The 24,176-nt window shown below is 46.9% G+C and carries 19 protein-coding genes and 1 tRNA gene; 5 read left to right on the plus strand and 15 right to left on the minus strand.

Features of this window, described 5'->3' with window-relative positions; genetic code table 11:
• Positions 1-5 precede the first annotated feature (5 nt).
• Positions 6-722 (plus strand): L,D-transpeptidase, encoded by a 717-nt coding sequence (locus N2K84_RS11640; protein ID WP_282591989.1) that lies wholly within the window; start codon positions 6-8, stop codon positions 720-722.
• Between the two features lies 1 nt (position 723).
• Positions 724-1,527 (plus strand): hypothetical protein, encoded by an 804-nt coding sequence (locus N2K84_RS11645; protein WP_282591990.1) that lies wholly within the window; start codon positions 724-726, stop codon positions 1,525-1,527.
• 76 nt (positions 1,528-1,603) lie between these two features.
• Here the strand turns inward: N2K84_RS11645 and N2K84_RS11650 are convergent, their stop codons facing one another.
• The 3 genes from N2K84_RS11650 to rbr form a co-directional block, all read right to left on the minus strand.
• Positions 1,604-3,031 carry a monomeric [FeFe] hydrogenase gene (locus tag N2K84_RS11650; protein WP_282591991.1) on the minus strand — a complete coding sequence of 476 codons (1,428 nt, stop codon included), beginning with the start codon at positions 3,029-3,031 and terminating at the stop codon, positions 1,604-1,606.
• 517 nt (positions 3,032-3,548) lie between these two features.
• Positions 3,549-4,202: a Crp/Fnr family transcriptional regulator gene (locus tag N2K84_RS11655; protein WP_282591992.1), complete on the minus strand. Its 654-nt coding sequence runs from the start codon at positions 4,200-4,202 to the stop codon at positions 3,549-3,551.
• 158 nt (positions 4,203-4,360) lie between these two features.
• Positions 4,361-4,936: a rubrerythrin gene (gene rbr / locus N2K84_RS11660; RefSeq protein ID WP_282591993.1), complete on the minus strand. Its 576-nt coding sequence runs from the start codon at positions 4,934-4,936 to the stop codon at positions 4,361-4,363.
• A 206-nt stretch (positions 4,937-5,142) separates the two neighbouring features.
• On the opposite strand from rbr, the gene N2K84_RS11665 reads away from it, so the two are divergent.
• Positions 5,143-5,565, plus strand: a complete 423-nt coding sequence (locus tag N2K84_RS11665) for a SufE family protein (RefSeq protein WP_282591994.1) — start codon at positions 5,143-5,145, stop codon at positions 5,563-5,565.
• A 12-nt stretch (positions 5,566-5,577) separates the two neighbouring features.
• The gene (locus tag N2K84_RS11670) at positions 5,578-5,883 is read left to right on the plus strand and encodes an iron-sulfur cluster assembly protein (protein WP_282591995.1); all 306 of its coding nucleotides are present in this window, start codon (positions 5,578-5,580) and stop codon (positions 5,881-5,883) included.
• 124 nt (positions 5,884-6,007) lie between these two features.
• On the opposite strand, the gene N2K84_RS11675 is transcribed toward N2K84_RS11670, so the two are convergent.
• The 8 genes from N2K84_RS11675 to N2K84_RS11710 form a co-directional block, all read right to left on the minus strand.
• On the minus strand, positions 6,008-7,660 hold the full coding sequence (locus tag N2K84_RS11675) for an AMP-binding protein (RefSeq protein ID WP_282591996.1): 1,653 nt from the start codon (positions 7,658-7,660) through the stop codon (positions 6,008-6,010).
• Between the two features lie 20 nt (positions 7,661-7,680).
• Positions 7,681-8,256 carry a helix-turn-helix domain-containing protein gene (locus N2K84_RS11680; RefSeq protein WP_282591997.1) on the minus strand — a complete coding sequence of 192 codons (576 nt, stop codon included), beginning with the start codon at positions 8,254-8,256 and terminating at the stop codon, positions 7,681-7,683.
• 256 nt (positions 8,257-8,512) lie between these two features.
• On the minus strand, positions 8,513-11,050 hold the full coding sequence (glgP, locus tag N2K84_RS11685) for an alpha-glucan family phosphorylase (RefSeq protein WP_282591998.1): 2,538 nt from the start codon (positions 11,048-11,050) through the stop codon (positions 8,513-8,515).
• 176 nt (positions 11,051-11,226) lie between these two features.
• Complete coding sequence (locus tag N2K84_RS11690) at positions 11,227-12,573, minus strand: glycoside hydrolase family 57 protein (protein WP_282591999.1); 1,347 nt, start codon at positions 12,571-12,573, stop codon at positions 11,227-11,229.
• Between the two features lie 20 nt (positions 12,574-12,593).
• Positions 12,594-13,880, minus strand: a complete 1,287-nt coding sequence (locus N2K84_RS11695; RefSeq protein WP_282592000.1) for a glycosyltransferase family 4 protein — start codon at positions 13,878-13,880, stop codon at positions 12,594-12,596.
• A gap of 21 nt (positions 13,881-13,901) precedes the next feature.
• Positions 13,902-15,848 (minus strand): amylo-alpha-1,6-glucosidase, encoded by a 1,947-nt coding sequence (locus tag N2K84_RS11700; RefSeq protein ID WP_282592001.1) that lies wholly within the window; start codon positions 15,846-15,848, stop codon positions 13,902-13,904.
• Positions 15,849-15,960: 112 nt separating this feature from the next.
• Positions 15,961-16,962, minus strand: coding sequence for a GSCFA domain-containing protein (locus N2K84_RS11705; protein ID WP_282592002.1), 1,002 nt, complete (start codon positions 16,960-16,962; stop codon positions 15,961-15,963).
• Positions 16,962-18,974, minus strand: coding sequence for an alpha amylase C-terminal domain-containing protein (locus N2K84_RS11710; RefSeq protein ID WP_282592003.1), 2,013 nt, complete (start codon positions 18,972-18,974; stop codon positions 16,962-16,964). The genes N2K84_RS11705 and N2K84_RS11710 overlap by 1 nt, the downstream gene beginning before the upstream one ends.
• A 198-nt stretch (positions 18,975-19,172) precedes the next feature.
• On the opposite strand from N2K84_RS11710, the gene N2K84_RS11715 reads away from it, so the two are divergent.
• Complete coding sequence (locus N2K84_RS11715; RefSeq protein WP_282592004.1) at positions 19,173-21,128, plus strand: glycoside hydrolase family 3 protein; 1,956 nt, start codon at positions 19,173-19,175, stop codon at positions 21,126-21,128.
• Between the two features lie 63 nt (positions 21,129-21,191).
• On the opposite strand, the gene N2K84_RS11720 is transcribed toward N2K84_RS11715, so the two are convergent.
• From N2K84_RS11720 to N2K84_RS11735, 4 genes are all read right to left on the minus strand, one after another.
• A tRNA-Gly gene (locus N2K84_RS11720) sits at positions 21,192-21,263 on the minus strand.
• Between the two features lie 63 nt (positions 21,264-21,326).
• Positions 21,327-21,770: a YdeI/OmpD-associated family protein gene (locus tag N2K84_RS11725; protein WP_282592005.1), complete on the minus strand. Its 444-nt coding sequence runs from the start codon at positions 21,768-21,770 to the stop codon at positions 21,327-21,329.
• A 61-nt stretch (positions 21,771-21,831) separates the two neighbouring features.
• The gene (gene queG, locus N2K84_RS11730) at positions 21,832-22,809 is read right to left on the minus strand and encodes a tRNA epoxyqueuosine(34) reductase QueG (protein ID WP_282592006.1); all 978 of its coding nucleotides are present in this window, start codon (positions 22,807-22,809) and stop codon (positions 21,832-21,834) included.
• Between the two features lie 72 nt (positions 22,810-22,881).
• Positions 22,882-24,111, minus strand: a complete 1,230-nt coding sequence (locus N2K84_RS11735) for a DEAD/DEAH box helicase (protein ID WP_282592007.1) — start codon at positions 24,109-24,111, stop codon at positions 22,882-22,884.
• Positions 24,112-24,176: the final 65 nt, after the last annotated feature.

Consider the following 24,176-nt stretch of genomic DNA (forward strand, 5'->3'; position numbering starts at 1 on the left):
GAAGGATGATGGAAGAAGAAACTGGCTCAATAAAAAAGGATCCGGGATTGCCTGCTGCAAAAACGAGAAAAGGGAGAATTGCTTTTTGGTTGATTCTTGCGGGGGCGATGCTGTTATTTGCTTGGTGGATGTTAGTGGCTGTTCCGTGGTTAAAAAATAGCAACCTAATTTTCGCGAAGGAAGAAAAAGAGGAACAACCCGTCGGACAGGAAATTGCTGATTTGAAGGACTTAAAGGCCGACATTGGCCGCCTGCAAAAAAAGATTGATCGCATGACCCCCGGAGGCGTTTACCTGATCGTGAACACCTCGGACAATACTTTCTTTTTGTACAAGGATAAAAAATTAATTCGCAATGGGCTCTGTTCAACCGGAAGCTATGTCAAGCTCGAACTGAACGACGAAAAGAACTGGGTATTCGAAACCCCCAAAGGCGTGTTCACCATAAAAGGAAAAATAACCTCGCCGGTGTGGCGAAAGCCCGATTGGGCCTTTGTGGAAGAAGGGCTGCCTGTCCCTTCGGCCAACGATCCCTCGCGGTACGAGTATGGCGTGCTGGGAGATTATGCGCTCAGCCTCGGCAGCGGGTACCTGATCCACGGAACGCTGTATAAACGTTTTCTCGGGCAGCCGGTTACGCATGGTTGCATTCGGATGAATGATGAAGATTTGGAAGCTGTTTACCAAACCTTGCCCATAGGGGCAAAAGTATTTATTTATTGATATGGATTTACAGGAATATACCCGGAGGAAACCAGTTCCCTTCCAAAATTATGTGTTGGTTCTGATCCTGTTCGGTTTTATCGTGATTGCGCTTCAGTATGCCGTTTTGTCGGTGTTGGCTGTTCGTCAGAAGATGGAAGCGATCAACGAACAGGTGGATGTCAAATTATCGGCTGTCAATACGCAGCCGGTCGATTCGGCCTGGTTTGAATTGTATAAGGAAAAAGCCTGGCTGGAAACCCGCGTTCAGATTGCCCGGACCGATTCGATCAGTTTGTCGGTCAACCTGAAAGACAGTGTCTTACAGCTGGAGTTGAAGGGGGTGGTGTTGAAATCCGTCAAGATCATTGATTTTGCCGCCGACGCGTTTTTTTATCAGCTTAATCCGGGAGCCTATCATCATTTATTTGGCACACAGGCCCAAGGGGGCAGTAATTACTCAACGATCGTGAAGGCGCCGATCACCATCAAGAAAGCGCCAAAAGATACCAGCGAGGTGCGCACTGAGGTGGTTGCCAAAATCGATTCGGCAAAAGTTGAAGCCGTACATTGGATGCTGACCCTGGATAATGGTGTTCTTTTTAAAATTGAAGGGACTGACCAATACCTGAAAAGCAACTGGTGGGTTGGACGGAAATTTTGGTTTTGGCAAGACTTACATAAGATAACGCAAGATCTTCGGCAAACGGTTCAGTTTGAAATTCCCGAATATCAGCCTGAAATCCGGGTTCATATCTCCGAGGCCGAGGCCAGGGCTATTTTCAGAGCCTTGCCGGTGCACCCGCTGATTTGTATCCGGTTCTGAATGCAGCAAGGCCGGAATTCAAACGGGATCTTCCGGCCTTGCTGCTTTTGTACGTTATAAGTACGTTAATTTCAGTTTACAACGATTTCATCGAGTTGATGAAATTCTTTTTGGCTTTGGCTGATTTTATGTAGGCGCCTGGCCCGGAAATACATCCGCCTTCGCAGGCCATCACTTCGTAGAACTGGGAATTTGCTTTTCCTTTTTCCATCATTTTTAAGGTTCTGATGGAGGCCCGGTCGATACCGTCAATTTGCTCGTAGCTGAAATTTTCGATTTTCTTTTCGGCCAGTACAGCCCCCAAAACGCCGCCGCTTTGAGCAAACCCGCGCGATTCTTTCGTGTAATTGTCCACCGCGATGCCCTCCATCTTCTCGGGTTCAATTTGCATTCCGAGCAGAATAGCATCCAGCTCTTCGAAACTCAGCACAAAATCAACCGAACCCAAATCTCGGGCTTCTTTTCGTTTGGCAACGCAGGGGCCAATAAATACCAGTTTGGCATCCGGGTATTTTTCGCGCAATTCTTCGGCAGTGTAGGCCATGGGTGACGGTGTGTGCGAAACATGGGGCAGCAAGCCGGGCACATGTTTGCGAACCGTTTCGACATACGACGGGCAGCAGGATGTGGTCATGAACGATTCGCCTTGTTCCAGTTTTTCTTTTAGCTCTTCGGCTTCGTGGCGAGCTGTTTTTTCGGCGCCGCGGGCCACTTCAACCACTTGGCTGAACCCAATTTGTTGAATGGCGGCAAACACTTTTCCGGGCGTTTCGGCATATTGTGCCAGAATGGACGGGGCAACCATGGCAATTACCTGCTTTTTATTTTCGATGGCACGTAATACATCAATAATGGACGACAGCTCAAAGATGGCCCCAAACGGACAAGCGGTGATGCACTTTCCGCAGTAAACACATTTGTCTGGATCAATTTCTTCCAACCCGCGCTCATTCTTTTTAATGGCTCCAACCGGGCAGGCCTCCTCGCAAGGAATAGGCATGTAAATGATGGCGTGGTAAGGACAGGCTTTTTGGCACAGTCCGCAGTTGATACATTGGTCGGCCTTAATTTCGGTTTGGCCGCTGGGTGTAAAGCGAATGGCGTTTTTCGGGCAATTCATAACACACGGACTGGCCACGCAACCACGACATAAGTTGGTTACCACGTAGTTTGCCTGCACGCATCCGGTACAGGCTTCGTCAACCACCGTCAGGATGGTGTCCGACTGCTTTTCGCGCGCTAGTGCTTCGTGTGCATATTTTTCCAGTGAGTACAGGTCAATATCGTCTTGCGGAACTTCGAAGCCCAGCAATGGCAGCATTTTGTAGCGGGTGATTGCCCTTTCTTTGTAGATACAGCAACGGCCACGAGGAGTCCGGTCTTTCGGGTAGAGCTCTACCGGGAGCGCGTTGATTTTTGATTCGAGTTCGCCTGCCTGAAACATTTTTACCAGCCGGGCCATCAGCTCGTGCCGGATAATCATCACGTTGTTTAAATAAGCCATAAGTGCCCTTAAGTTTTTCGGGCGCAAAGGTAAAAATATTTCATGCTGTAAAACATGAAGGGTGGGTTTTTATACCTGTTTTTCTGGAAATTAAGATTGAAATCAAATAAGATCCTCTGCAATCGATTGCATTTTGTTTGCCTGAATATATGAAGTTGCTTTTGGCTTCAATCTTTACGGTGTTTCTTTAGATAATGACATCAGGAGAGGTGAAAAAATAGTGGCGAAAATTTCAATCTCAAACCGGTTACTATGCGTAAAACAAACGTCTAAATACTAAAATACCGGCACGATATGGGCAAAGCTGAAAAATCTCAGAAACAGGGAAATTTGATTGCTTTTGCAGTAGGTTTACTGTTGCTACTGTTATTGATCCTGATTTATCTTTCGTAATCAGTAATGTTAATGAAACGGGGTTTATGTATTGAACTGTTGAAAGCAGCCTAACGGCAAAGACCGGAAAACCAACCACGGAATTTCCGGTTTTTTTGTGGCTGGGCAGAAGTTGTCCCCCGTATTAAAGTTCCCTGGCTATCAGTCCTGAAAAGTCGATTTCAGCGCGTCCGAGTTTTACCAGACCTTTTTCTTCCATTTTTTTCAGCAGGCGTGAAACCACTTCGCGCGACGTGTTTAGCTGGTAGGCAATGTCCTGGTGGGTACCTGAAAATATTTTTTCGCCGGTTGCCTTAAAACGTGACCGGAGAAACAGTTCCAAACGCTGATCCAGGTCCATAAAGGCAATGGCATCAATGGTTTCGAGCAGCTCGTCGAAACGTTTTCGGTAGGCATACATCATGTAAGTTTTCCAGGATGGGTATTGCATCATCCATTTGTCCAGGCATTCGATCGGGATGCGCAGAAGCACACTATTTTCATCGGCCAGGGCCGAAATGTTGCTTTGTTGCTGACCCATGCAGCAAGTGAGCGCCATGCTGCATACATCTCCCGGTTTCAGGAAATAAAGCAGTAATTCGTTACCTTCGTCGTCATGGCGGATAACCCGCAGGCTGCCTTCCAGCACCATCGGGAACGATTTAATGTACTGGCCTTCACGCAGGATCTCATCGTCTTTGCCGATTTCCTGCACCTGGCCATATTGCTCAATTTCATCCCGCAGTTCGTCTTCGAAAAACGGAAATCGTTGGGATAATAAGTGGTTGATCTGCTCCATAATATGACTGCAAAAATAGCAAGTATTATGAAAGAAATACAGTTTTCGGAAAGATTCAGAAAAACTTAACCTGAACTTATCCCTTCTGTTTTGATGTTGTTGATAAACATCAGGATAAGTTCAGGGTAGAGAATTAACCGAAGATTTTATGCTGGTGGTTAATAGTTTGTAGCCTCCAGTTCAAAGTAGGCCTGTTCGTGTTCGCATGCCGGGCATTTTTTCGGTGGTTTGGCCGATTCGTGGAGGAACCCGCACACGCGGCATTTCCAGGTTACTTTTCCTTCGCGCTCAAAAACCTTTCCTTCTTCCAGGTTTTGATAAAGTTTGCGGTAACGGGCCTCGTGGTGTTGCTCAATTTTAGCGATGGTTTTAAAAACCACGGCAATTTGCTTAAACCCTTCTTCTTCGGCCACGCGGGCAAATTCCGGATATAATTCGGTCCATTCTTCGTTCTCACCATCTGCCGCGGCTTGCAGGTTTTCCAGTGTGGAGCCTACCATGCCTGCCGGGTAGCTGGCCGTAATTTCAACCATTCCGCCTTCCAGAAAATTGAAGAAACGTTTGGCATGAGCTTTTTCGTTTAGTGCTGTTTCCTCAAAAAGGGCAGCTATTTGTTCCAGGCCTTCTTTACGGGCCTGCTTGGCAAAAAACTCGTAACGGTTTTTCGCTTGTGACTCGCCGGCAAATGCTTTCAGCAAATTTTTCTCGGTTTGTGATCCTGCTATTGAATACATATCTTCAAAATTTAAGGTGGTATTTATTGTTCGCTGCTTGAAGATAATGAAACCGGGGGTAAAAACGGGAGGCGGTCATAAATTTAGAATCATTCAAAACACAGGAAAGGAATTGTCTTTTTCTTAAATTTTGCTATCTCGGGGTGGCAAATGACGAGTCTTTCATAAAAATTTTGCGACCTTTGTGTCCTTATAAAGGAGAAGACATGACGATTGAAACGGTACAGGCCGAAATAAATGAAGAGTTTTCGGCATTTGAAGATTGGATGGATAAATACAGCTACCTGATTGAATTGGGTAACGACCTGAAGGAACTGGACCCGAAATTGAAAAATGATCAGCACCTGATTAAAGGGTGTCAATCGCGCGTGTGGTTGGTCCCCGAATTTAAGGATGGAAAGATTTATTTCCAGGGAGAGAGCGATGCTGTTATTGTTAAAGGTTTGGTTGCTTTGTTGTTACGCGTTGTTTCGGGCCATACACCGCAGGAAATTATGGAGAGCGATCTGCATTTCGTGGATGATATCGGATTGAAACAACATTTGTCGCCGACCCGGTCTAACGGACTGGTGGCCATGATTAAACAAATTAAACTTTACGCTGTTGCATACAACAGAATTGCAGGATAAGGAGGAACTAAGATGGATAACAGAATAGACCTGATTATTGAGAAACTGAAAGATGTGTATGATCCGGAAATCCCGGTAAATATTTATGATCTGGGCCTTATTTATAATGTGGATGTGGACGAAAACAACAAGGCCAGCATCATCATGACACTTACTGCGCCGGGGTGCCCGGTGGCCGATATGCTGGTGGAAGATGCCCGGCAGGCTGCCCTCTCGGTTGAAGGGGTTGCCGATGCCGAGGTGGAACTTACCTTCGAGCCGCCCTGGGATAAATCGATGATGAGCGAAGAAGCCCGCCTGGAGCTGGGTTTCTTTTAGTTGTATCCGTTTTTTTGAGGAAATGAAATATTTATTGAAAATATGAAAGCCTGATCATTGCGGTCAGGCTTTTGTGATTTGTATCGTCTGGGTGTATTATCTGAATTATATAAGGACTAGGGTGTCAAATCACGTCAATCCCTTGTTCTTTCAGGAGTTGAAGGCCGAGGTCTTTTAGTTTATATTTCTGAATTTTGCCACTGGCGGTCATGGGGAAGCCATCCACAAAGAAAACATATTTCGGGATTTTGTAGCGGGCAATTTGTCCGCGGCAGTATTCCTGTACTTCTTCTTCTGTGAGGATTTGACCTTTTTTAAGTTTAATAAAGGCGCCCACCTGTTCGCCGTACTTGGGGCTGGGGATGCCGGCCACTTCCACTGCTTCAATCTGCGGCAGTTGGAACAGGTAGTTTTCAATTTCTCGCGGATAGATGTTTTCGCCTCCGCGGATGATCATGTCCTTGATCCGGCCGGTGATGCGGTAAAATCCGTCTTCGTTGCGAACGCCCAGGTCGCCCGAGTGGAGCCAACCCTCAGCATCGATGGCTTTTCGGGTCGCTTCTTCGTTTTTGTAGTAGCCCTTCATTACATTGTAGCCGCGGCAACACACTTCTCCCTGCACATTGTCGGGGCATTCTTCGCCGGTTTCCGGATCAAAAATTTTCACTTCCACGTTAGGGTATTCAAAACCAACGGTTGTAGCCCGTACCTCAGGCGGGTTGTGCGTCCGGGTGGCAGTCATGCCGGGTGAGGTTTCGGTAAGGCCATACACGCTGATAATGTCTTTGCAGTGCATTTTGGTCATCACCTGCTTCATGGTTTCGATGGGGCAAAGCGCCCCGGCCATAATACCTGTCCGAAGGCTCGACAGGTCGAACATGTCGAACATCGGGTGGTTCAGTTCGGCGATAAACATGGTGGGCACACCGTAGAGGGCCGTGCACTTTTCTTTTTCGATGGAGGCCAGTACCATCAGCGGGTCGAAATCTTCGGTGATGACCATTGTTGCGCCGTGAGTGATAATGGCGCAAAGGGCTAGCACACAGCCAAAACAATGGAAGAAGGGGACACAAACCAGCAGACGGTCGGCAGCGGTGTAACGTAAACATTCGCCGGTAGCAAAGCCGTTGTTCAGGATGTTGTGGTGCGAGAGCATCACCCCTTTGGGGAATCCGGTGGTCCCTGAGGTATATTGCATGTTCACCACATCGTGGGTGTTTACTTTGCTTTTTGCTTCTTCCAGCTCCAGATCATCCAGGTGCGAGCCCAGCAAGATCAGCTCGGCTGTATTGTACATACCGCGGTGCTTCTCCTGGCCGATGAATACCACGTTTCTCAGTTCCGGAAATTTGGCCGAGCGCAGGTTTCCGCGGGGCTGGCTTTTCAGCTCGGGCACCAGTTCGAAAACCATGTTTACATAATCGCTGTCGCGGAAATTGCCAATGAGACATAAGGTATGTAGATCGGCATTGTTAACCAAATACTCCAGTTCGGCCAGCTTGTAATTCGTGTTGATAGTCACCAGGACAGCGCCAATTTTAGCCGAAGCAAACATAAAGGTAAGCCAGTCGGGTACATTGTTGGCCCAGATGCCTACCTTGTCGCCTTCGCCAACACCTATGTACATAAGTCCTTTGGCCAGCTTGTTTACCCGTTCGTTGAATTCACTGTAGGTGAACCGTAGGTTCCGGTCGGGATAAACCATAAATTCCTGATCGGGCGTTTCGAAGGCGTATTTTTCCAGGATTCCGCCGAGGGTATAATCGAGTAACTGCATGGTTTTCGGTTCTTGTTGTGTTAAAATGGGGCATAAACCACGGCCAGTATTTTTGCCGGTTGCTTATTGGCCGCATGGACGTTGTGCGAAACGATGGAGTCCATGTAGATACTGTCTCCGGGGTTCAGTAAATAGACATCCTTCCCGTAGTTGATTTCGATTTGGCCTTCCAGAACATAAATAAATTCTTCGCCTTCATGCGATGAAAGCATGTAGTCGGATTGTTCAGAGGGTTCAATTTCGACGATGAAAGGTTCCATGTGTCGTCCGGCCTTGTCGAATGCAAGTGAGAAAAAGTTCAGGTGCTCCCGGGCTTCACTTCCCTGTGAGGTGAAACGGACACCTTTTTCCTGACCGCCTGAACGAACAATGGCTGGCCCGAGTTGGTCGCTGTCGTCCAAAAAAGTACCCAGCCGTACGCCTAACGCGCGGGCAATCTTGATGAGGGGAGCCAGTGAGGGAACAACTTTTTCATCTTCAATTTTTTTGATCAGCTTAACATCCAAGTTGGTCCGTTCTGCCAGTTGTTCCGGGCTTACCTGTTTGGATATCCGTATTTGCTTGATTTTTGATCCAAGGTTTTTTTCAACAGCCATGTCGGTTTTCTTATGGTGAACGACAAATTTAATTTTATTTTGATAGACCCCAAATGTGTGCCGGGAGCTTTCGGAGCAAAATATTTGAAAAAAATAGTTTTTGATTTGATGAAAAACGGATGCAGGCACTACACGCTATTAATGGTAATGTTTTAAGCGTGAGTCAAAAATTGCCAGGAAAAATAAAGTAGATCTGTGATCATAAATAAAAAAAGCAGCCCGGAAAGAGCTGCTTTTCAATTTATGAGGCTTTGTGTTAGATCCAATTCATCAACTTAAAATCTTGCCGGTGGGGCAGATTCTCGTTTTTGGGGAATATGCGTAATCCATAACCGTAAGCACCCGGATCCATTAAGTGCAAATTCAACTGGTAGGTACACTGGGTGCCTTCCTGCTGATCGACTTTAAATTCCAGTGATTCAACCAGGAGTGGTTCGCCGGTGGAATTGGTTTCGGTAATTACCATTTCCAGTCCAACCTCTTCCGGTGACAATTCTTTTAAATCGAGTACCACTTTAGCCGGATATTCTTCGCCGATACGGAGTACATTGGTAAGGCCATCGGTAATTTGAATTTCTTTTACTTCGATGGCGTCCCAGGCTTTGGATATCTTGGCTTTCCAAATGGTCATTTCACGTGCCAGGGCAAAATTATTGGCAACTAACCGGGCTGTGCGTTCGGCCTGAGGGTAATAGAACCGTTCCTGATAGTCGCGGATCATGCGGCTGGTGGTGAAGTTTGGTGCTACCTGGGCAATTGTATTTTTTACGTAAGAAACCCATTTCTCGGAGATTCCTTTTTCGTTCCGATCGTAGTAAGCCGGAATGATTTCATCTTCGAAGATATTGTAGATCGTTTCTGCATCCAGTTCGTCCTGGAAGTCTTGCACGTCGTAAGTACGTTCGAGTGGGAGGGCCCAGCCGGCATTCTCCTTGTAGCCTTCTACCCACCAGCCATCCAGTACCGAGAAGTGGATGGTCCCGTTCATCACGCCTTTTTCGCCGCTGGTGCCTGAGGCTTCCAGTGGACGGGTAGGCGTGTTTAGCCAAATATCAACACCCTGTAGCAGCATTTTTGCCAGGTTCATGTCGTAATTTTGAACAAACAAGATTTTTCCGAGGAATTCAGGACGTTTGGAAATTTCAACTATATATTTAATTAAATCCTGGCCTGCTTTATCGGCCGGATGGGCTTTTCCTGCAAATATAAATTGGACCGGTTTTTCCGGATTGTTTACGATGCGGGAAAGTCGGTCCAGGTTGCGGAACAGCAGGTGAGCCCTTTTGTAGGTGGCAAAACGCCGCGCAAAACCAATGGTCAGTGCATTGGGGTTGAGTTTGTTCGTTACCTCCGAAATCAGTTTCGGGTTTTCGTGCCGTTTAATCCAGCTATCGGCAAACCGATGCTTGATGTAGTCGATCAGCTTTAATTTAAGCTGTTTTTTCAGGTTCCAGATTTCTTCGTCGGGCACTTTGTAAATTTTGTCCCACAGGTCAAAATCCAGCTCATTGTCCACAAAATCTTTCCCAAAATATTTCAGGTGAAGTTCTTTCCATTCCTTGGCTGCCCAGGTAGGGTAGTGTACCCCGTTGGTTACGTAACCAATGTTCAATTCTTCGGGAAGAAATCCTTCATATAAATGTTTTAAGATATCTTTCGAAACTTCTCCGTGCAACATACTCACTCCATTGGTTCCCTGTGACAGGTTGGCGGCCAGGTAGCTCATGTTGAAGTGATCTTCAGCAGGGTTGGTTTTCCCCAGCATCACAAACTCATCCCAGCCAATGTTTAGCCACCCTGTAAAATGTTCCATATAGGCGCGGAACATATCCTGATGGAATGAGTCGTGGCCCGCAGGGACTGGGGTGTGTGTCGTGAATAGCGTGGATGCCCGGACAACTTCCTTCGCCTCAGCATAGGAAAGTTGCTTGTCGGTCATGAAATCTTTAATACGTTCCAGACCGATCATCGCAGCATGGCCTTCGTTGCAATGGTAAATGTCGGACTGGTAGCCCAGCTTTTTCAGGGCGCGGATACCGCCCAGGCCAAGCAGCATTTCCTGTTTTAAGCGGTTTTCGTTGTCGCCACCATACAAGTGGTGGGTGACAAATCGATCTTCGTCGCGGTTGGCTTCATAATCGGCATCCAGCAAATACAGGCTTACACTTCCAATTTTGGCTTCCCAAACACGCGCGGTAAGAGTACGGCCGGGGAAATCAACTTCCACTTCCACCCAATTTCCTTCCTTGTCGAATGCAGGTTGCACCATGATTTTTGAAAACTCTTCGGCTTCATAGTTGGCCATCTGATCACCCTGTATCGAAATAGTCTGCTTGAAATAGCCATAGCGGTACAATAAGCCAACTGCAATCAGGTTAACTTTTGAGTCGCTGGCCTCTTTCAGGTAATCGCCCGCCAGGATGCCCAAACCACCTGAAAATATCTTCAGGCTGTCGTGTAATCCGTATTCCATGCTGAAATAGGCGATTTGTGGGGCAGGAAGCGTTGAACGATCTTTCAGGTATTTCTTTAGCAGTCCGGTTACCATATCCAGCCTGGCCATGAATGATTTATCTTCCTCCAGTTCGAGAAAGCGCTGGTAGCTTACTTTTTCGAGCAGTACGACCGGATTATGGGCACATTCTTCCCAAATTTCCTCATCAATGCTTTGAAAAAGCTCCCGGGCTTCAGTGTTCCAAACCCACCACAGGTTTTTGCTCAACTCTTTCAGAGGAGCTAGTTTTTCGGGTATGTTTGATTCGACAAACAGTTTCTTCCAATTCGGTAATTCCACAACAAATTGTTTTTAGTTATCCAATACCATATTATTCTAATTCTTGCACAGCCAGCAGGTAGTCCGCGTCCGGAATGAAGTGCAAGGTCCTGTTTCTAAAACAGATGTAAATCAAGTAAAAAAATCGACATAAACTTGATGGCAGCAGTTGAAATTAAGATAAACTTAGGCTTAACTTAATCTTTCCTTGCAGGTTTAGTTGCGGTTTTAGTCCGTTTAGTGGATGTGGTTTTTTTCGTTTGCAGGTTTTTTATTTCCAATTGATATTTACGTAGTTTTTCTTCTTTCTCTTCCAGTAATTTGGTGAGGGCGGCAATATCTTTGTCAGCTTTGCTTTCAGGAACAAAGTTATTGAGCCGAAGTTCAAAGTCGCTGAGCACGTTCATGTAATTGATGAAGGCTTCATAGGGACTTTCATACGGGTTTACATGATTATGGATTGCTCCGTCGGAGAAGAATTTGGTGCTCATGTAATAGAAATGGTCGCTTACCTGAAGGTAGTTCCAGTCTTTGTTCAGTTCTTCGTCGGTTACGCGGTTCATCCGTGAATGCAAATCGTACAGCTTATTGAAGGCTTCCTGCTGCATTTCATTTCCCAGCCAGGCAGTCAGGTCGCGTTCTTCATCGGCCCAGGAGATGGGGTAAGGAACGCTGACCATCGAAATGGGCTGAAATTGCTCTGCTATTTCGGAGGGGGTGGCAAATTTCAAATCAGATTGTTTAAATACGGCAGCCGGAAATTCCTCCAGAAATTTGAAAATACCGGTTGACTCGCGTTGTCGTTCACCTAAGGTTTCATAATCCATAAAAAGGTTGATGGTTTCATCTTTTGGATTGGCATTCATCCAGTTAATGAATTTCGTAGGGGTCAATGGATATTCGTTCCAGGCTTGGTTGGAAAAGCGGAACGAAAGGTCGTCGCTTAACCTGAAATTGCGCATCAATACTTTTAATCTTGGATTTATTGCATTGCAATATAAGTAGTTGGGCGATTTCCAGCCAAGGATATGTTTGGGTCCTTCGGTTAGCATCGCTTTAAAGCCCATTTCAGCCACCATGGATCCGATTTCGTCAGAATAGACCATCTCTGTATTTCGGAATACTTTGGGCCGTTGGCCAAAATACCTTTCAATCAGGTCGTCGTGTTTTTTTACCTGCGCAGCAAATAGTTCTTTGCATTTCAGCGACACCAACGAGTGAGAATAGGTTTCGGACAGGAACTCTACCTGCCCGGTTTCGGCCAGATCCTGGAACGAGTCAAGTACTTCGGGGGCATAAAGTTCGAACTGATCCAAGGCTGTTCCAGTTATGGAAAAGCTCACTTTAAATTTACCCTTATGTTTCTTTATCAATTCAAGCAAAAGGTTATTGGCAGGCAAATAGCAATGATCAGCCACTTTGCGCAGGGTGGTTTCGTTTGAAAAGTCGTCGTAGTAGTAATGGTCGTTACCAATATCAAAGAAACGGTATCTGCGGAATCGGAAAGGTTGATGTACCTGGAAATTAAAACAAATGGCTCTCATATCGTTTGTGTTTTTTCTGGTTAAATCATAGCTTTTTCATAAACTTCGCGGACATTTTTGGCCGAGTTTTTCCATTTCAGGTTATCGACCTCTTCTTTGCCGTATTTCATAAACATGTTCCACATCGAAGGGTAATTCAACAGGCCATAAATGGCATCGGCCATGGCGTGGGTGTCCCAATAATCTATTTTTACTGCATATTTTAGAATTTCGGACACGCCGGATTGGTTGGAAATAATGACAGGCACATTGGTTTGCATGGCTTCCAGCGGCACAATACCAAATGGTTCAGATACAGAAGGCATGACGAAAACGTCGCTCATGCGAAACATGTCGAATACATCATCCCCCTTCAGGAATCCGGTAAAATGAAATCGGTCTGTGATTTTCAGGGCGGCGGCACGTTTTACCATGGCGTTCATCATATCGCCACTGCCGGCCATGACAAAACGAACGTTGTTCATTTTTTTGAGCACCAGGTTGGCTGCCTCGATAAAATATTCCGGGCCTTTTTGCATGGTAATGCGCCCAAGAAAAGTCACAATCTTTTCGTTTACACCTTTTTTTAGCCTGATTTTTTCTTCCTGGCTGAGCGGTTCAACAGCGTTGTAAACGGTGGTGACCTTTTCCGGGTCAATTCCGTATCGTTCAATGACAATTTTGCGGGTCAGGTTGCTCACGGTAATAATTTGGTCAGCAGCATCCATTCCCCGTTTTTCGATTTCGTAAACCTGCGGGTTGACACTCCCTCCACTTCGGTCGAAATCGGTAGCATGAACGTGTATGACCAGGGGTTTACCGGAAATTTCTTTAGCGGCAATACCGGCCGGATAAGCTAGCCAGTCGTGGGCGTGGATAATGTCGAAATCATTGTCGCGGGCAATCACTTCGGCTACCAGCGAATATTTATAGATTTCGTGCAACAAATTCTGGTCATATTTCCCCGAGAATTCCAATTTCCCTTCTTCGTCTGTTTCGATGAACCGGGTCTTTTCCGAATATTTTTTACTGCTTAGCTTCCAGAATTCCTCGGGGTCAACATAGGGAATCATGCCCGATTCCACTTCATAGTATTCAATCTTTTTCTGCAAATCGGCAAACTGAACAGTTTTTCTGGTTATGGGGACGTCATTTGCCCCGATCAGCTGCATGCTTGATTGATCTTCGTCCCCGTAGGCTTTGGGGACCACAAAAATAACTTCAACATCGTTAAACTCTGCCAATCCTTTCGTTAATCCGTAGCAGGCTGTCCCCAGCCCGCCGGATATGTGAGGAGGAAATTCCCAACCAAACATCAAAACTTTCATATACCGCTCTTTTATTAGTGTTTATGCTTCAAACTTGACCAGTAATTTAAATGCCCTGATCACAGCAGCTACGCTCCATGCTTGCGAGATGGCTCCCTTTGCGTTGTGTGGCGGATTCCCGTTGTACATTTCGGCGATGGTGCCAATACAATGTTCCGTCATATCGCGTTCAAAACCCTCAACAATCTGGCGGAGGTGGGGCAATCCTCCTCGTTGATGTATCTTCAGGTACCCTTCAACATAAAACTGGATCAGCCAGGGCCAAACGGTTCCCTGGTGGACGGCTTTTTCACGTGCAGCCACACTGCCATCGCACAGCCCTTCGTAATGTGGGCTGTCGGGAGTAAGCGACCGTAACCCACGGGGGGTGAGCAGCTGTTTTTTTGCCATGCTCAGAATGGATTTTTGCTTTTCCCGGTCGAGAGGGGTATAATCCAGGGCAGCTGCTATTACCATGTTTGGCCGAACGGTAAGGTCCCGTTGTCCGTCTTTCACACAATCGGCCAGGTAGCCACGTTCTTCGCACCAAAAGGTTTGAATGAAAGATTTGGCAATGATCGAAGGCCATGGTTCCCATTCTGCAATGAATGACTTGTCGTTCTGGGTATAGGCCAGTTCCAGGGCAAAGCAAACGGCATTGTACCAAAGGGCATTTGTTTCTACTGGCATGCCATCGCGTTTGACCACAGGCTTACCGTCGATATACGAATCCATCCAGGTAAGGGCCACATTTTCGGCATCCGAACGGATTAATCCGTTTTCCATCATTTTTATATTGTAGGCAGTGCCGTTTTTGTAGGCCGCCAATATCTGTTTCATTGCCGGGCTGTATTTCTCCCAGATTTGATCACATAAGTTGTGCTTACAAGCCAATTGTTGCAGTGCCCAAAAAAACCACAAGGGGGCATCCATCGAATCGTACCCACTGCCCGGGGTATTCCCCATTTTCGTGAAAAGGCCATCTTTAAGTCGGGTTAGTTGGGTATCCAAAACATCCTCAAATGTTTGCTTATCGTCCAGAGCCAGTGTTAGGCCGGGCAGTGCGACGAAGGTTTGCCGGGTGTTTCCGTTGTACCAGGGAAATCCGGCAATGATGTCGGTTTGGTTTCCGTGGCGCATGATAAATTGCTGGGCCGAGTTGGCCAAACAATTCAGGAACGAGCTACGTGGGGTCCGCTTATTCTGTTCCCTGGTGAATTTTGTCTTTAATGACGCAGTTTTTACTTCAAACGTTGAAGCCGAAAAAACAATGCTTTCCCCTTTCTTTATAGCTACCTCAAAATAACCGGGCACAAACAGATCTTCCCGGTAGTCATAGCCACGTTCTTGTTCTTTTGAGTATTCAATCTTTTTGTACCAGTCCGGTGCCGGAATAAATTCAGCTTCCTTGGAAAATTGCATGTGCAGGACCGGATATCCTTCATACAGTTGCATTTTTATTCCATTGGGAACCGGGGTGAATTTCGTGTTGGCGTACATGTTGGCCTTGCTCAGCTCGTGTATACTGCGGAACGCCAAAAATGGTTTAAATCGCAAGGTGGTTGGCGAATGGGCATCTTCCAGCGTGTAGCGTACAAGTGCCTGCTCTTCGTTTTCTACCAGCAACCTCTCCTTGGTCAGAATGACACCTCCCACCCGCCAGGTAGTTTTGGGAACCGTTTCCATTTCGTAATCGCGGATGTATTTATGCCCCTTCGGTTCATAGTGGTCCCCTTCGTATTGATGGATGCCCAGGTTGAATTCGGCGCCATGCTGAATGACGGTTTCATCCAGTGAGGAAACCAGCACGTGTTTGCCTCCGCCCAGCTGGGGGACAGGGCAAACAAGAAGCCCGTGATACTTACGGGTATTACAGCCCGCAAGGGTGGTACTCATATAAGAACCAGCCCTGTTCGACCGGAGGACCTCGCGTGAGAGGGAATACTCCAGGTTAACCAAACTACTTTTGTCAAATTTTAAATAGCTCATACCGTTCAGACTTTAGGCCTAAAATCAACTTCGGGAAGAAAAGCTTAGGATTGGTTTAGATGATATTTGTCAGCAAAAATAATGAAACTATATTCATTTTGTTTGGCTGAACTTATTGGCTTCCTCGCAGTTCCTCTTCGAAGTGTCTTTTTTCATTTTCAAAGTTAAGATAAGGGAAATTAATTGTTAATTTCTCGATTTCATTTAGGTTATATAACAGAAACTTTATGTGTTCATCCGAGTTTGGATGGAATACTTTATGCTCGGAAGCCCTAATTATTTTCATAATATAATTGGTCAATTTTAAGCTGGGTTTGTCGATCATTAACTGGCTGAACCTGTCCCAAATATGATCAACGGCTACCGGACTGATGTGTAGTAAATCCGGCGCATAGAAGCGGTAGTCGCGCAATTCGTCCATCACAATTTCGTAGGAAGGGCAATAGGCACATCGCTCCTTTCCGAAACCGCAAATCAGTCGGTCAATCGCCAACAAAAGGGTTGCTTTACTTAGTTGATTTCCTGTTGCCCCATCTTTCCAGTGACGAATGGGGCTGACTGAAAACAGAATTCTTAAATGACTGTTAAATTTCCAGAGTTCTGAAAGTAAATCTCTGAATTCGTCAACAATTTCACCCGGAGAGAGACGAAACCGTTTAAAATTGTCAGCCGGAAACTTGTGACAGTTCGAAACCACCTCGCCTGTTTCTTTCAACTCGTAAACCCAGGCTGTGCCAAAGGTGATAATCAGGTAGTGGGCCTCTTTCAGAAATTGATGGGATGTTTGTAGTTGGTGGTTGATATTCTCCAGCGTTTCGGTGGGTGATTGGGAGGAAAATTGCCCGTGATGTGCAAAGCTCCCCCAAATTCCATTCAGTTCAAAAAGATCTTCTTTCTGATAAACTTGCCCTGATATAAGACGGCGGATACTTTTACATACCGACATCGGGTTGTATAGGATGCCAAAGGGGTTCAGGTCAACCTGAAATTTCAGGCGTTGAAGTTTTTCGCCGATGTTTTCGGCAAAGCACGAACCTATCAGCATCAGTTTGTCCTGGTAGCCGATGCGCCAACCAATATCGGGTATTTCAACTTTTGTAAAGTATCGATCCATTATCGAATTCGTTTGAAAGGTTCCTTTTTTAAGACCATGCCGGTGCGTGCCGGAAGGTACAGGTTTAGGTAATGCTGGCTGCTAAGTCCGGCAGATGGGCGGGTGTAATAGGTCATTCTCCGGTCAATCCTGTCATGCCCTCCAAAGCGGCTTTCGTCGGTATCAAACAGCACTTTGTATTTTGATGGCTCCAGCGGAATGCCATAACCGGTGAACGATCGGGTGGGATTGAAGTTGAAAACAATGAGGTAATCACCGCGTTGAAACGCCAGTATCTGATCGGGTTTGTTGTCGAACCGGTGATATACTTCCGGGATTTCCAACAGCTGCGCATCGCGGATCCACTGCATCATCGTGCGGTCGAAGTCAGACAGCCAATGGTACCTCAAGTCTGGGTTGTCGGCAATGCTCCACAAGCGCCGTGCGTGTTTGTAGGACCAGTTATTTCCCAATCGCGGAAAATCAATCCATTCGGGATGTCCGAATTCGTTGCCCATAAAGTTAAGGTAAGCCCCGCCGGCACTGCTGGCTGTTGCCAACCGGATCATTTTATGGAGGGCGATTCCCCGGTCAACAGTCAGGTTTGGCTGGTCCTTGCGCATGCTGAAATACATTTCCTTGTCGATCAGCCTGAAGATGATGGTTTTATCGCCTACCAGGGCCTGGTCGTGCGATTCGGCATAGCTAACCACCTTTTCATCCAGCCGTTTGGAGGTCAGTTCGTAAAATATTTGTCCCATGTCCCAATTTTCGTCGGCCACTTCTTTGATCAGTTTGATCCAGAAATCAGGAACGCCCATGGCCATTCGGTAGTCGAAACCCAACCCTCCATCGTCCATGCTGGTAGCCAGCCCGGGCATGCCACTCATTTCTTCGGCAATGGAGAGCGCGTTCGGGTTTATTTCGTGTATAAGTTTATTGGCCAGGTAGAAATAGCTGACAGCCTCGTCGTCCACATTCGGGTTGAAATAATCACTGTAGCTGGTAAATGCCTTTCCCAGTCCATGATCCAGATAAAGCATGCTGGTGACGCCGTCGAAACGGTAGCCGTCGAACTTAAATTCTTCGAGCCAGTAACGGATATTGGACAGCAAGAAATGCAGTACTTCATTTTTGCCGTAATTGAAACAGTACGAATCCCATGCCGGATGTTCGCCGCGTCCGCCATCATGAAAAAACTGGTAGCGTGTACCATCGTACTTGCCCAAGCCTTCCAATTCATTTTTCACGGCGTGTGAATGTACAAGGTCGATGATGACGGCCAATCCCATGCCGTGTGCCGCATCGATGAGCGCTTTTAGTTCGTCGGGGGTGCCAAACCGTGACGAAGGGGCGAAAAAGCTGGACACATGGTACCCAAAACTTCCATAATAGGGATGCTCCGGGATGGCCATGATTTGCACTGTGTTATATCCAGCTTCTTTAATTCGCGGAAGAATGTTTTCGCGAAACTCGTTGTAGGTGTGTACCCGTTCTTCCTCGCCGGCCATGCCAATATGGCTTTCGTAAATGAGGGGGGCTTCCGTTCCCCGGTTAAATTCAGGATGTTGCCACTGATGCTTTTTTTCGGGGTTCCAAACCTGTGCATTGAAAATCAGTGTTTTCTCGTCCTGGGTTACACTGTTTGCCCAGGCAGGGATCCGTTTCCCGTTCCCACCCGGCCAGTGCATCGAAAAGGCATATAAATCGCCATGTTTCAATTGATTTTCATGCAGGTATAATTCCCAGTTCCCATTGTTAATGGCCTTGAGCCGGTACGTTTCTTCTTCTTTCCATTGGTTGAAATCGCCAATCAAATAAATGGCCGTTGCATTGGGCGCCCAGTCGCGGATTACCCAGCCATCATCGGTTTTATGCAGGCCAAACCAGAGATGACCGCAGGAAAAATCTTTCAGTGTTCTTCCTTGGGTAAGCTCGGCTTCTTTTTGCCGGGCTGCGTTATGTCTTGATAGGATGATAGATGCGTAAGGTTCGAGCCAGGCATCGTTCTGTATAAGTTTTGGTAGTTCCATTGAGCAAAGCTTTTCTTTTAAAGATAAAGAATTGCTTGCAGCTTTCACCCGAAAATCAAATCATTTCATAAATAATTTATAACAGCTTCACACAAACATAAAATTTGCGGCTTGTTCTGTAAAACAGTCCTGATAATTTCCCGAAGCAACAAATTCAGTCTATCTTTTGGGTTGAATGAAACCACAACTGTTTCTGCCATGAAAAATATCTTCCACTCCCTGTTTTACTTTTTAATAGTAGTGTTTGCGTTGATCCTGATTGCTGTTTTTGTTTTTAATGCATACTACCGGACATTAAATAATAAGGCAAAAAAGCAGCTTCGGGAAACACTGCTGGTGGTTGATGACGGTTTTGAGTTTCGCGATCTCAACAAGAACGGGAAACTCGATCCATACGAAGATTTCAGACAGCCGGTTGATATCCGCGTGGAAGATCTGCTTTCGCAAATGACAATCGACGAAAAAGTAGGGTTGATGTGGCATCCGCCCATCGGCATTGAGCCGGGGGGAGGCCTACAAGGAAAACCCGGAATGATGAGCCCGTCATCAACCTTTGCATTGCTGATCAATAAGCGGATTACGCATTTTAATTTGTTTACGGTGCCGGGCACACGGGAATTGGCCAACTGGTCGAACCAACTTCAAAAGCTGGCCGAGCAGACCCGATTGGGCATCCCGGTGACGATTAGTACCGATCCGCGGCATGGACTGACGAATTTTATCGGTGCCGGCATGTTGGGCGGAAACTGGTCGAAATGGCCCGAGCCGATAGGCTTGGCGGCTGCCGGCGATTCCGCGTTGGTGGTTGATTTTGGCCGTATTGCCCGGCAAGAATACCGGGCAGTGGGCATCCATACGGCCTTGCACCCCATGGCCGATTTGGCAACCGAACCTCGCTGGGCGCGAATTAACGGTACGTTTGGCGAAGATGCCCACCTCGCGGCAAAAATGGTTGCTGCGTATATTTACGGTTTTCAGGGCGATAAGCTTGATTCAGGCAGTGTGGCATGTATGACCAAACACTGGCCAGGAGCAGGACCACAGGAAAACGGTGAAGATGCGCACTTCAGTTATGGCAAGAACCAAAGCTATCCCGGCAATAATTTCAATTATCATTTAATCCCGTTTGAAGCGGCCATGAAAGCAAACACCGCCATGATGATGCCCTATTACGGCATTGCACATGATCAGACCAGCGAGAACGTGGGCATGGGCTTCAACCGGAAAATTATAACAGAACTTCTTCGTGAAAAATATGGTTACGATGGTGTCGTTTGCTCCGACTGGGGGATTATTGAAGGATTTTCATTCCTGGGGTATGAAGTTATGGGCGCAAAAAACTGGGGCTTGGAAAAGCTCCCGGTGGAAGAGCGGATCCGGAAAGCGCTTGAAGCTGGGATCGACCAGTTTGGAGGCAATACAAACACGGCACAGTTGCTAAGATTGTTGCGCCGGGGAGATATTTCTGAAAGCCGGATCAATGAATCGGCGCGCAGGTTGCTTCGACTTAAATTTAAACTGGGTTTGTTTGATAACCCGTTTGTCGACCCGGATGAAGCCGTCAGGATTGTCAATAACAAGGAGTTTGAAGCCACAGGAAAGCTGGCCCAACGAAAATCCATCGTATTGCTGAAAAACCAGCAACAACAGAACGGACAGTTCTTTTTACCTTTATCAAAGGGTATAAAAGTCTACGCTGAAAATTTGGATAAGGTTGAATTGGCACGGTATGCCACGGTGGTGGACCGCTTGCAGGAAGCCGATGTGGCTTTATTTCGCCTGCAAACCCCATTTGAGCCTCGGTCGGGTGATTTTATGGAAAGCCTCTTTCATCAGGGATATCTCGATTTTCAGGAGCCGGAACTCAGCCGCTTGGTGAATATGATGGCGCAGAAACCAACAGTGGTGTGTATGTATATGGATCGCCCGGCTGTTATTCCCGAAATAAAGGCGCTTAGCAAAGGCTTGCTGGTGGATTTTGGCGCTGAGGATGATGCCGTACTGGATGTTGTTTTCGGTGAGTTTAACCCCGGGGCCAGGTTGCCTTTCGAAATTCCCTCATCGATGGATGCCGTTTTGCGACAAAAAGAAGATGTTCCGTATGATTCAGAAAAACCGCTTTTCCCGTTTGGGTTTGGGCTGAGCTACCAATAGGTTCAAGTATCATAAAAGCAAAAACCAGCAGTCAACTAATTGTATGACTACTGGCTTTCAGTGAGCGGGAAATGGGATTCGAACCCACGACCCTCAGCTTGGGAAGCTGATGCTCTACCCCTGAGCTACTCCCGCGTTGATTTTGTACGGGCAAATGTAATATATTTTCAAATCTGTTGGTTAAAATTTTTAAGCCACTCACAATTTTTGTCCCGGAAAAAAGCCGGCCAGGATACGCTGAATGAAAAGATGGATTCGTTTTGCACGGGTTTCGGGCCGTTTCGCTTCATTGATGTAGTTGATAATGGCGCTTTTATTGGAGAAAGAAAGCCGATCGAAGCGCTTGTTCAATTCCGGGTCTTCGTTCAGTAGCCATTGAAAATCGTCGGGGATGACTAATTCTCGCGGAGAAAGATCTTGCTCCACTACAACCTCTACCTCATCACCTTCTTCTTTACCAATTGCTTCCCGTATTTCTTTTCGGATAGAGATGGCGTGTTCGCCGTTTCCGATAGGTACAAGGCTGCATGTCTTTTTTGCTCCATTAAACCAGCATTGGATTCGTACAGGACCACCTGTGCCAAATTCAGTGCGCACATCAAACGGAAATCCAGCCCAAACTCCGTTCGTGCCGCGTTTCATTGAAAATAAATTGGTTTTGTATTGAAAGCGTTTGGGTTGCATGTATTTTTATGATCTGGTTTTATTCCTCCGGTAATTGTTGATCGGCAGATGCATAGTCCTTTGTTTCGTTTGTGTTGTACAAAAACTGCAAATTCCGTTTTAAGCCGCTGTATTTGGTTCGTTTAACGGCTGATTTGCGGAAGAGTTCATTAAAGAGCGGCTGATTCATTTCCTGCCATTCCCGGTGCGAAAGCTTTAACAATTTAGGGTGAGACTCAAATGCTGGCTCGTGGTGCGGTTCCGACTTCAGGTTCCAGGGACAAACATCCTGGCAAATGTCACAGCCAAACACCCGGTTATCAAATTTTCCTTTTAGGTTTTCATCCAGTTCGCCTTTCAGCTCGATGGTTTGGTACGAGATGCAGCGCCGGGCATCGACCACATAGGGGGCGACAATGGCTTTAGTGGGGCAGGCATCGATGCAGCGGGTGCAGTTACCGCAATGGTTGCGAACGATTTTGTCGTCGGGTTCCAGTTCCAGATCAACGATCAGTTCGCCGATAAAGAAGAAACTACCGTGTTCCACCGAAATGAGGTTGGTATTTTTGCCGATCCACCCCAATCCGGCTTTGGCGGCCCAGGCTTTGTCGAGTACCGGCGCCGAATCCACAAAAGCGCGTCCGTTGCACGGGGCAATTTCAGTTTGGATGAATGAAAGCAACTCGTTCAGCTTGTCTTTCAATACAAAGTGATAATCGGTGCCGTAGGCATATTTCGAGAGCACCGGAGCATCGGGATCTTCCTGTTTTTGAGAAGGGAAGTAGTTGAGCAGTACCGAGATGACCGATTTTGCGTCGTCGAACAATAATCGCGGGTCGAGGCGTTTGTCGAGGTTGCGGGTCATGTAATCCATTTCGCCGTTCATCCCATGTGATATCCAGCTTTCCAGTCGGTTTTTTTCGTCGGCCAAAAAATCCGCCTTTGAAATGCCACAGTTCAGAAAGCCCAGTTCGCGGGCTTTTTGTTTGATTTGTATGGATGCTCCGGGTGACTTCATGAGACATTTCAAAGTTAAGAAATCCGGCACATCCGGAAAGCACCCGCGAAATATATTGGGGCAATCGATTTTTTACGTCCGCGGGGCTTTTTTTCGGTTACCGTTGGGTTTGCGATTGAAGTTCTTTTTGTAGCCGCCTTTTTTTCGGGTCGATACTTTCCATTCAGGGCCGGGGCCAAGTTCAGCGGGGAGGGGAGCCTTATATACCTCGTTTTCGATCAGCGCTTCAATTTGCTGAAATTTGTACATATCATCTTCATTGATGAAGGTGAGTGCGATGCCGGTGGCATTGGCGCGGGCCGTACGTCCAACACGGTGTACATAATCTTCTGCATCGCCGGGCACGTCGAAATTCACCACCAGGTTAATGTCCTTGATGTCGATTCCGCGACTGAGAACGTCAGTGGCCACCAGGATGCGCGTTTGGCGGGCACGGAATTTCATGAGCACTTCTTCGCGTTCTTTTTGTTCCAGGTCCGACGAAATGCCTTGCGCATCGAGCTTCTTTTTTTGCAGGGCGCGTACAATTTGCGTTACTTTCCTTTTGGTCGAACTGAAAATGATGATGCTTTGGCAGTCGTCTTTCCCGGTAATCAGGCTTTGGATGAGCGGAATTTTCTGCGATTCGTGGCACACATAAGCGGCCTGCAAAACACCTTCGGCCGGTTTGCTGATGGCCGTGCTGAATTCTTTCGGGTTGGTGAGAACTTTGGAAGCCAGTGTTTTGATTTTGGGCGGCATCGTGGCGCTGAACATGACGGTTTGCCGGTGGGCAGGCAGGTTGCTGAAGATGCGGATGATGTCGTCGTAGAAACCGATGTCGAGCATGCGGTCCGCTTCGTCCAAAACCACGTGGCTTACATGTCCCAGTTTTGCAATATCGTTATCGATAAAGGAAATTAGTTTGCCGGGAGTGGCGACGATAATGTCCACGCCGCTTTCCAGCGCTTTGCGTTGCACTTCCCATTCTTTGCCATCGCCGCCGCCATACAGCGAGATGGAGGTGGTGCCGGCATAGTATGAAAATCCTTGCACCTGCTGCTCGATCTGGATGGCCAGCTCGCGGGTGGGAACAATAATCAGCGCGTGGGTTTGTCCCGAAGGCATGGCCGAAACCTTTTCAATGATTGGCAACATAAATGCAGCAGTCTTCCCGGTGCCAGTCTGGGCACAGGCAATCAGGTCGTGGCCTTCGAGTATTATAGGGATGGTGTTTTCCTGGACCTCGGTCGCTTCATCAAAACCCATATCATGTAGGGCATCCAGGATATCATCGTGTAAATCAAATTCGTAAAACTTCATATTGTGAGTGGATGTATTTCTAATTTTCGAAAAGAGAAGCTTACCTTTCGCGGGAGATGCTCTAT

Source organism: Gaoshiqia sediminis, from assembly GCF_025907915.1.
GTDB lineage: Bacteria > Bacteroidota > Bacteroidia > Bacteroidales > Prolixibacteraceae > Gaoshiqia > Gaoshiqia sediminis.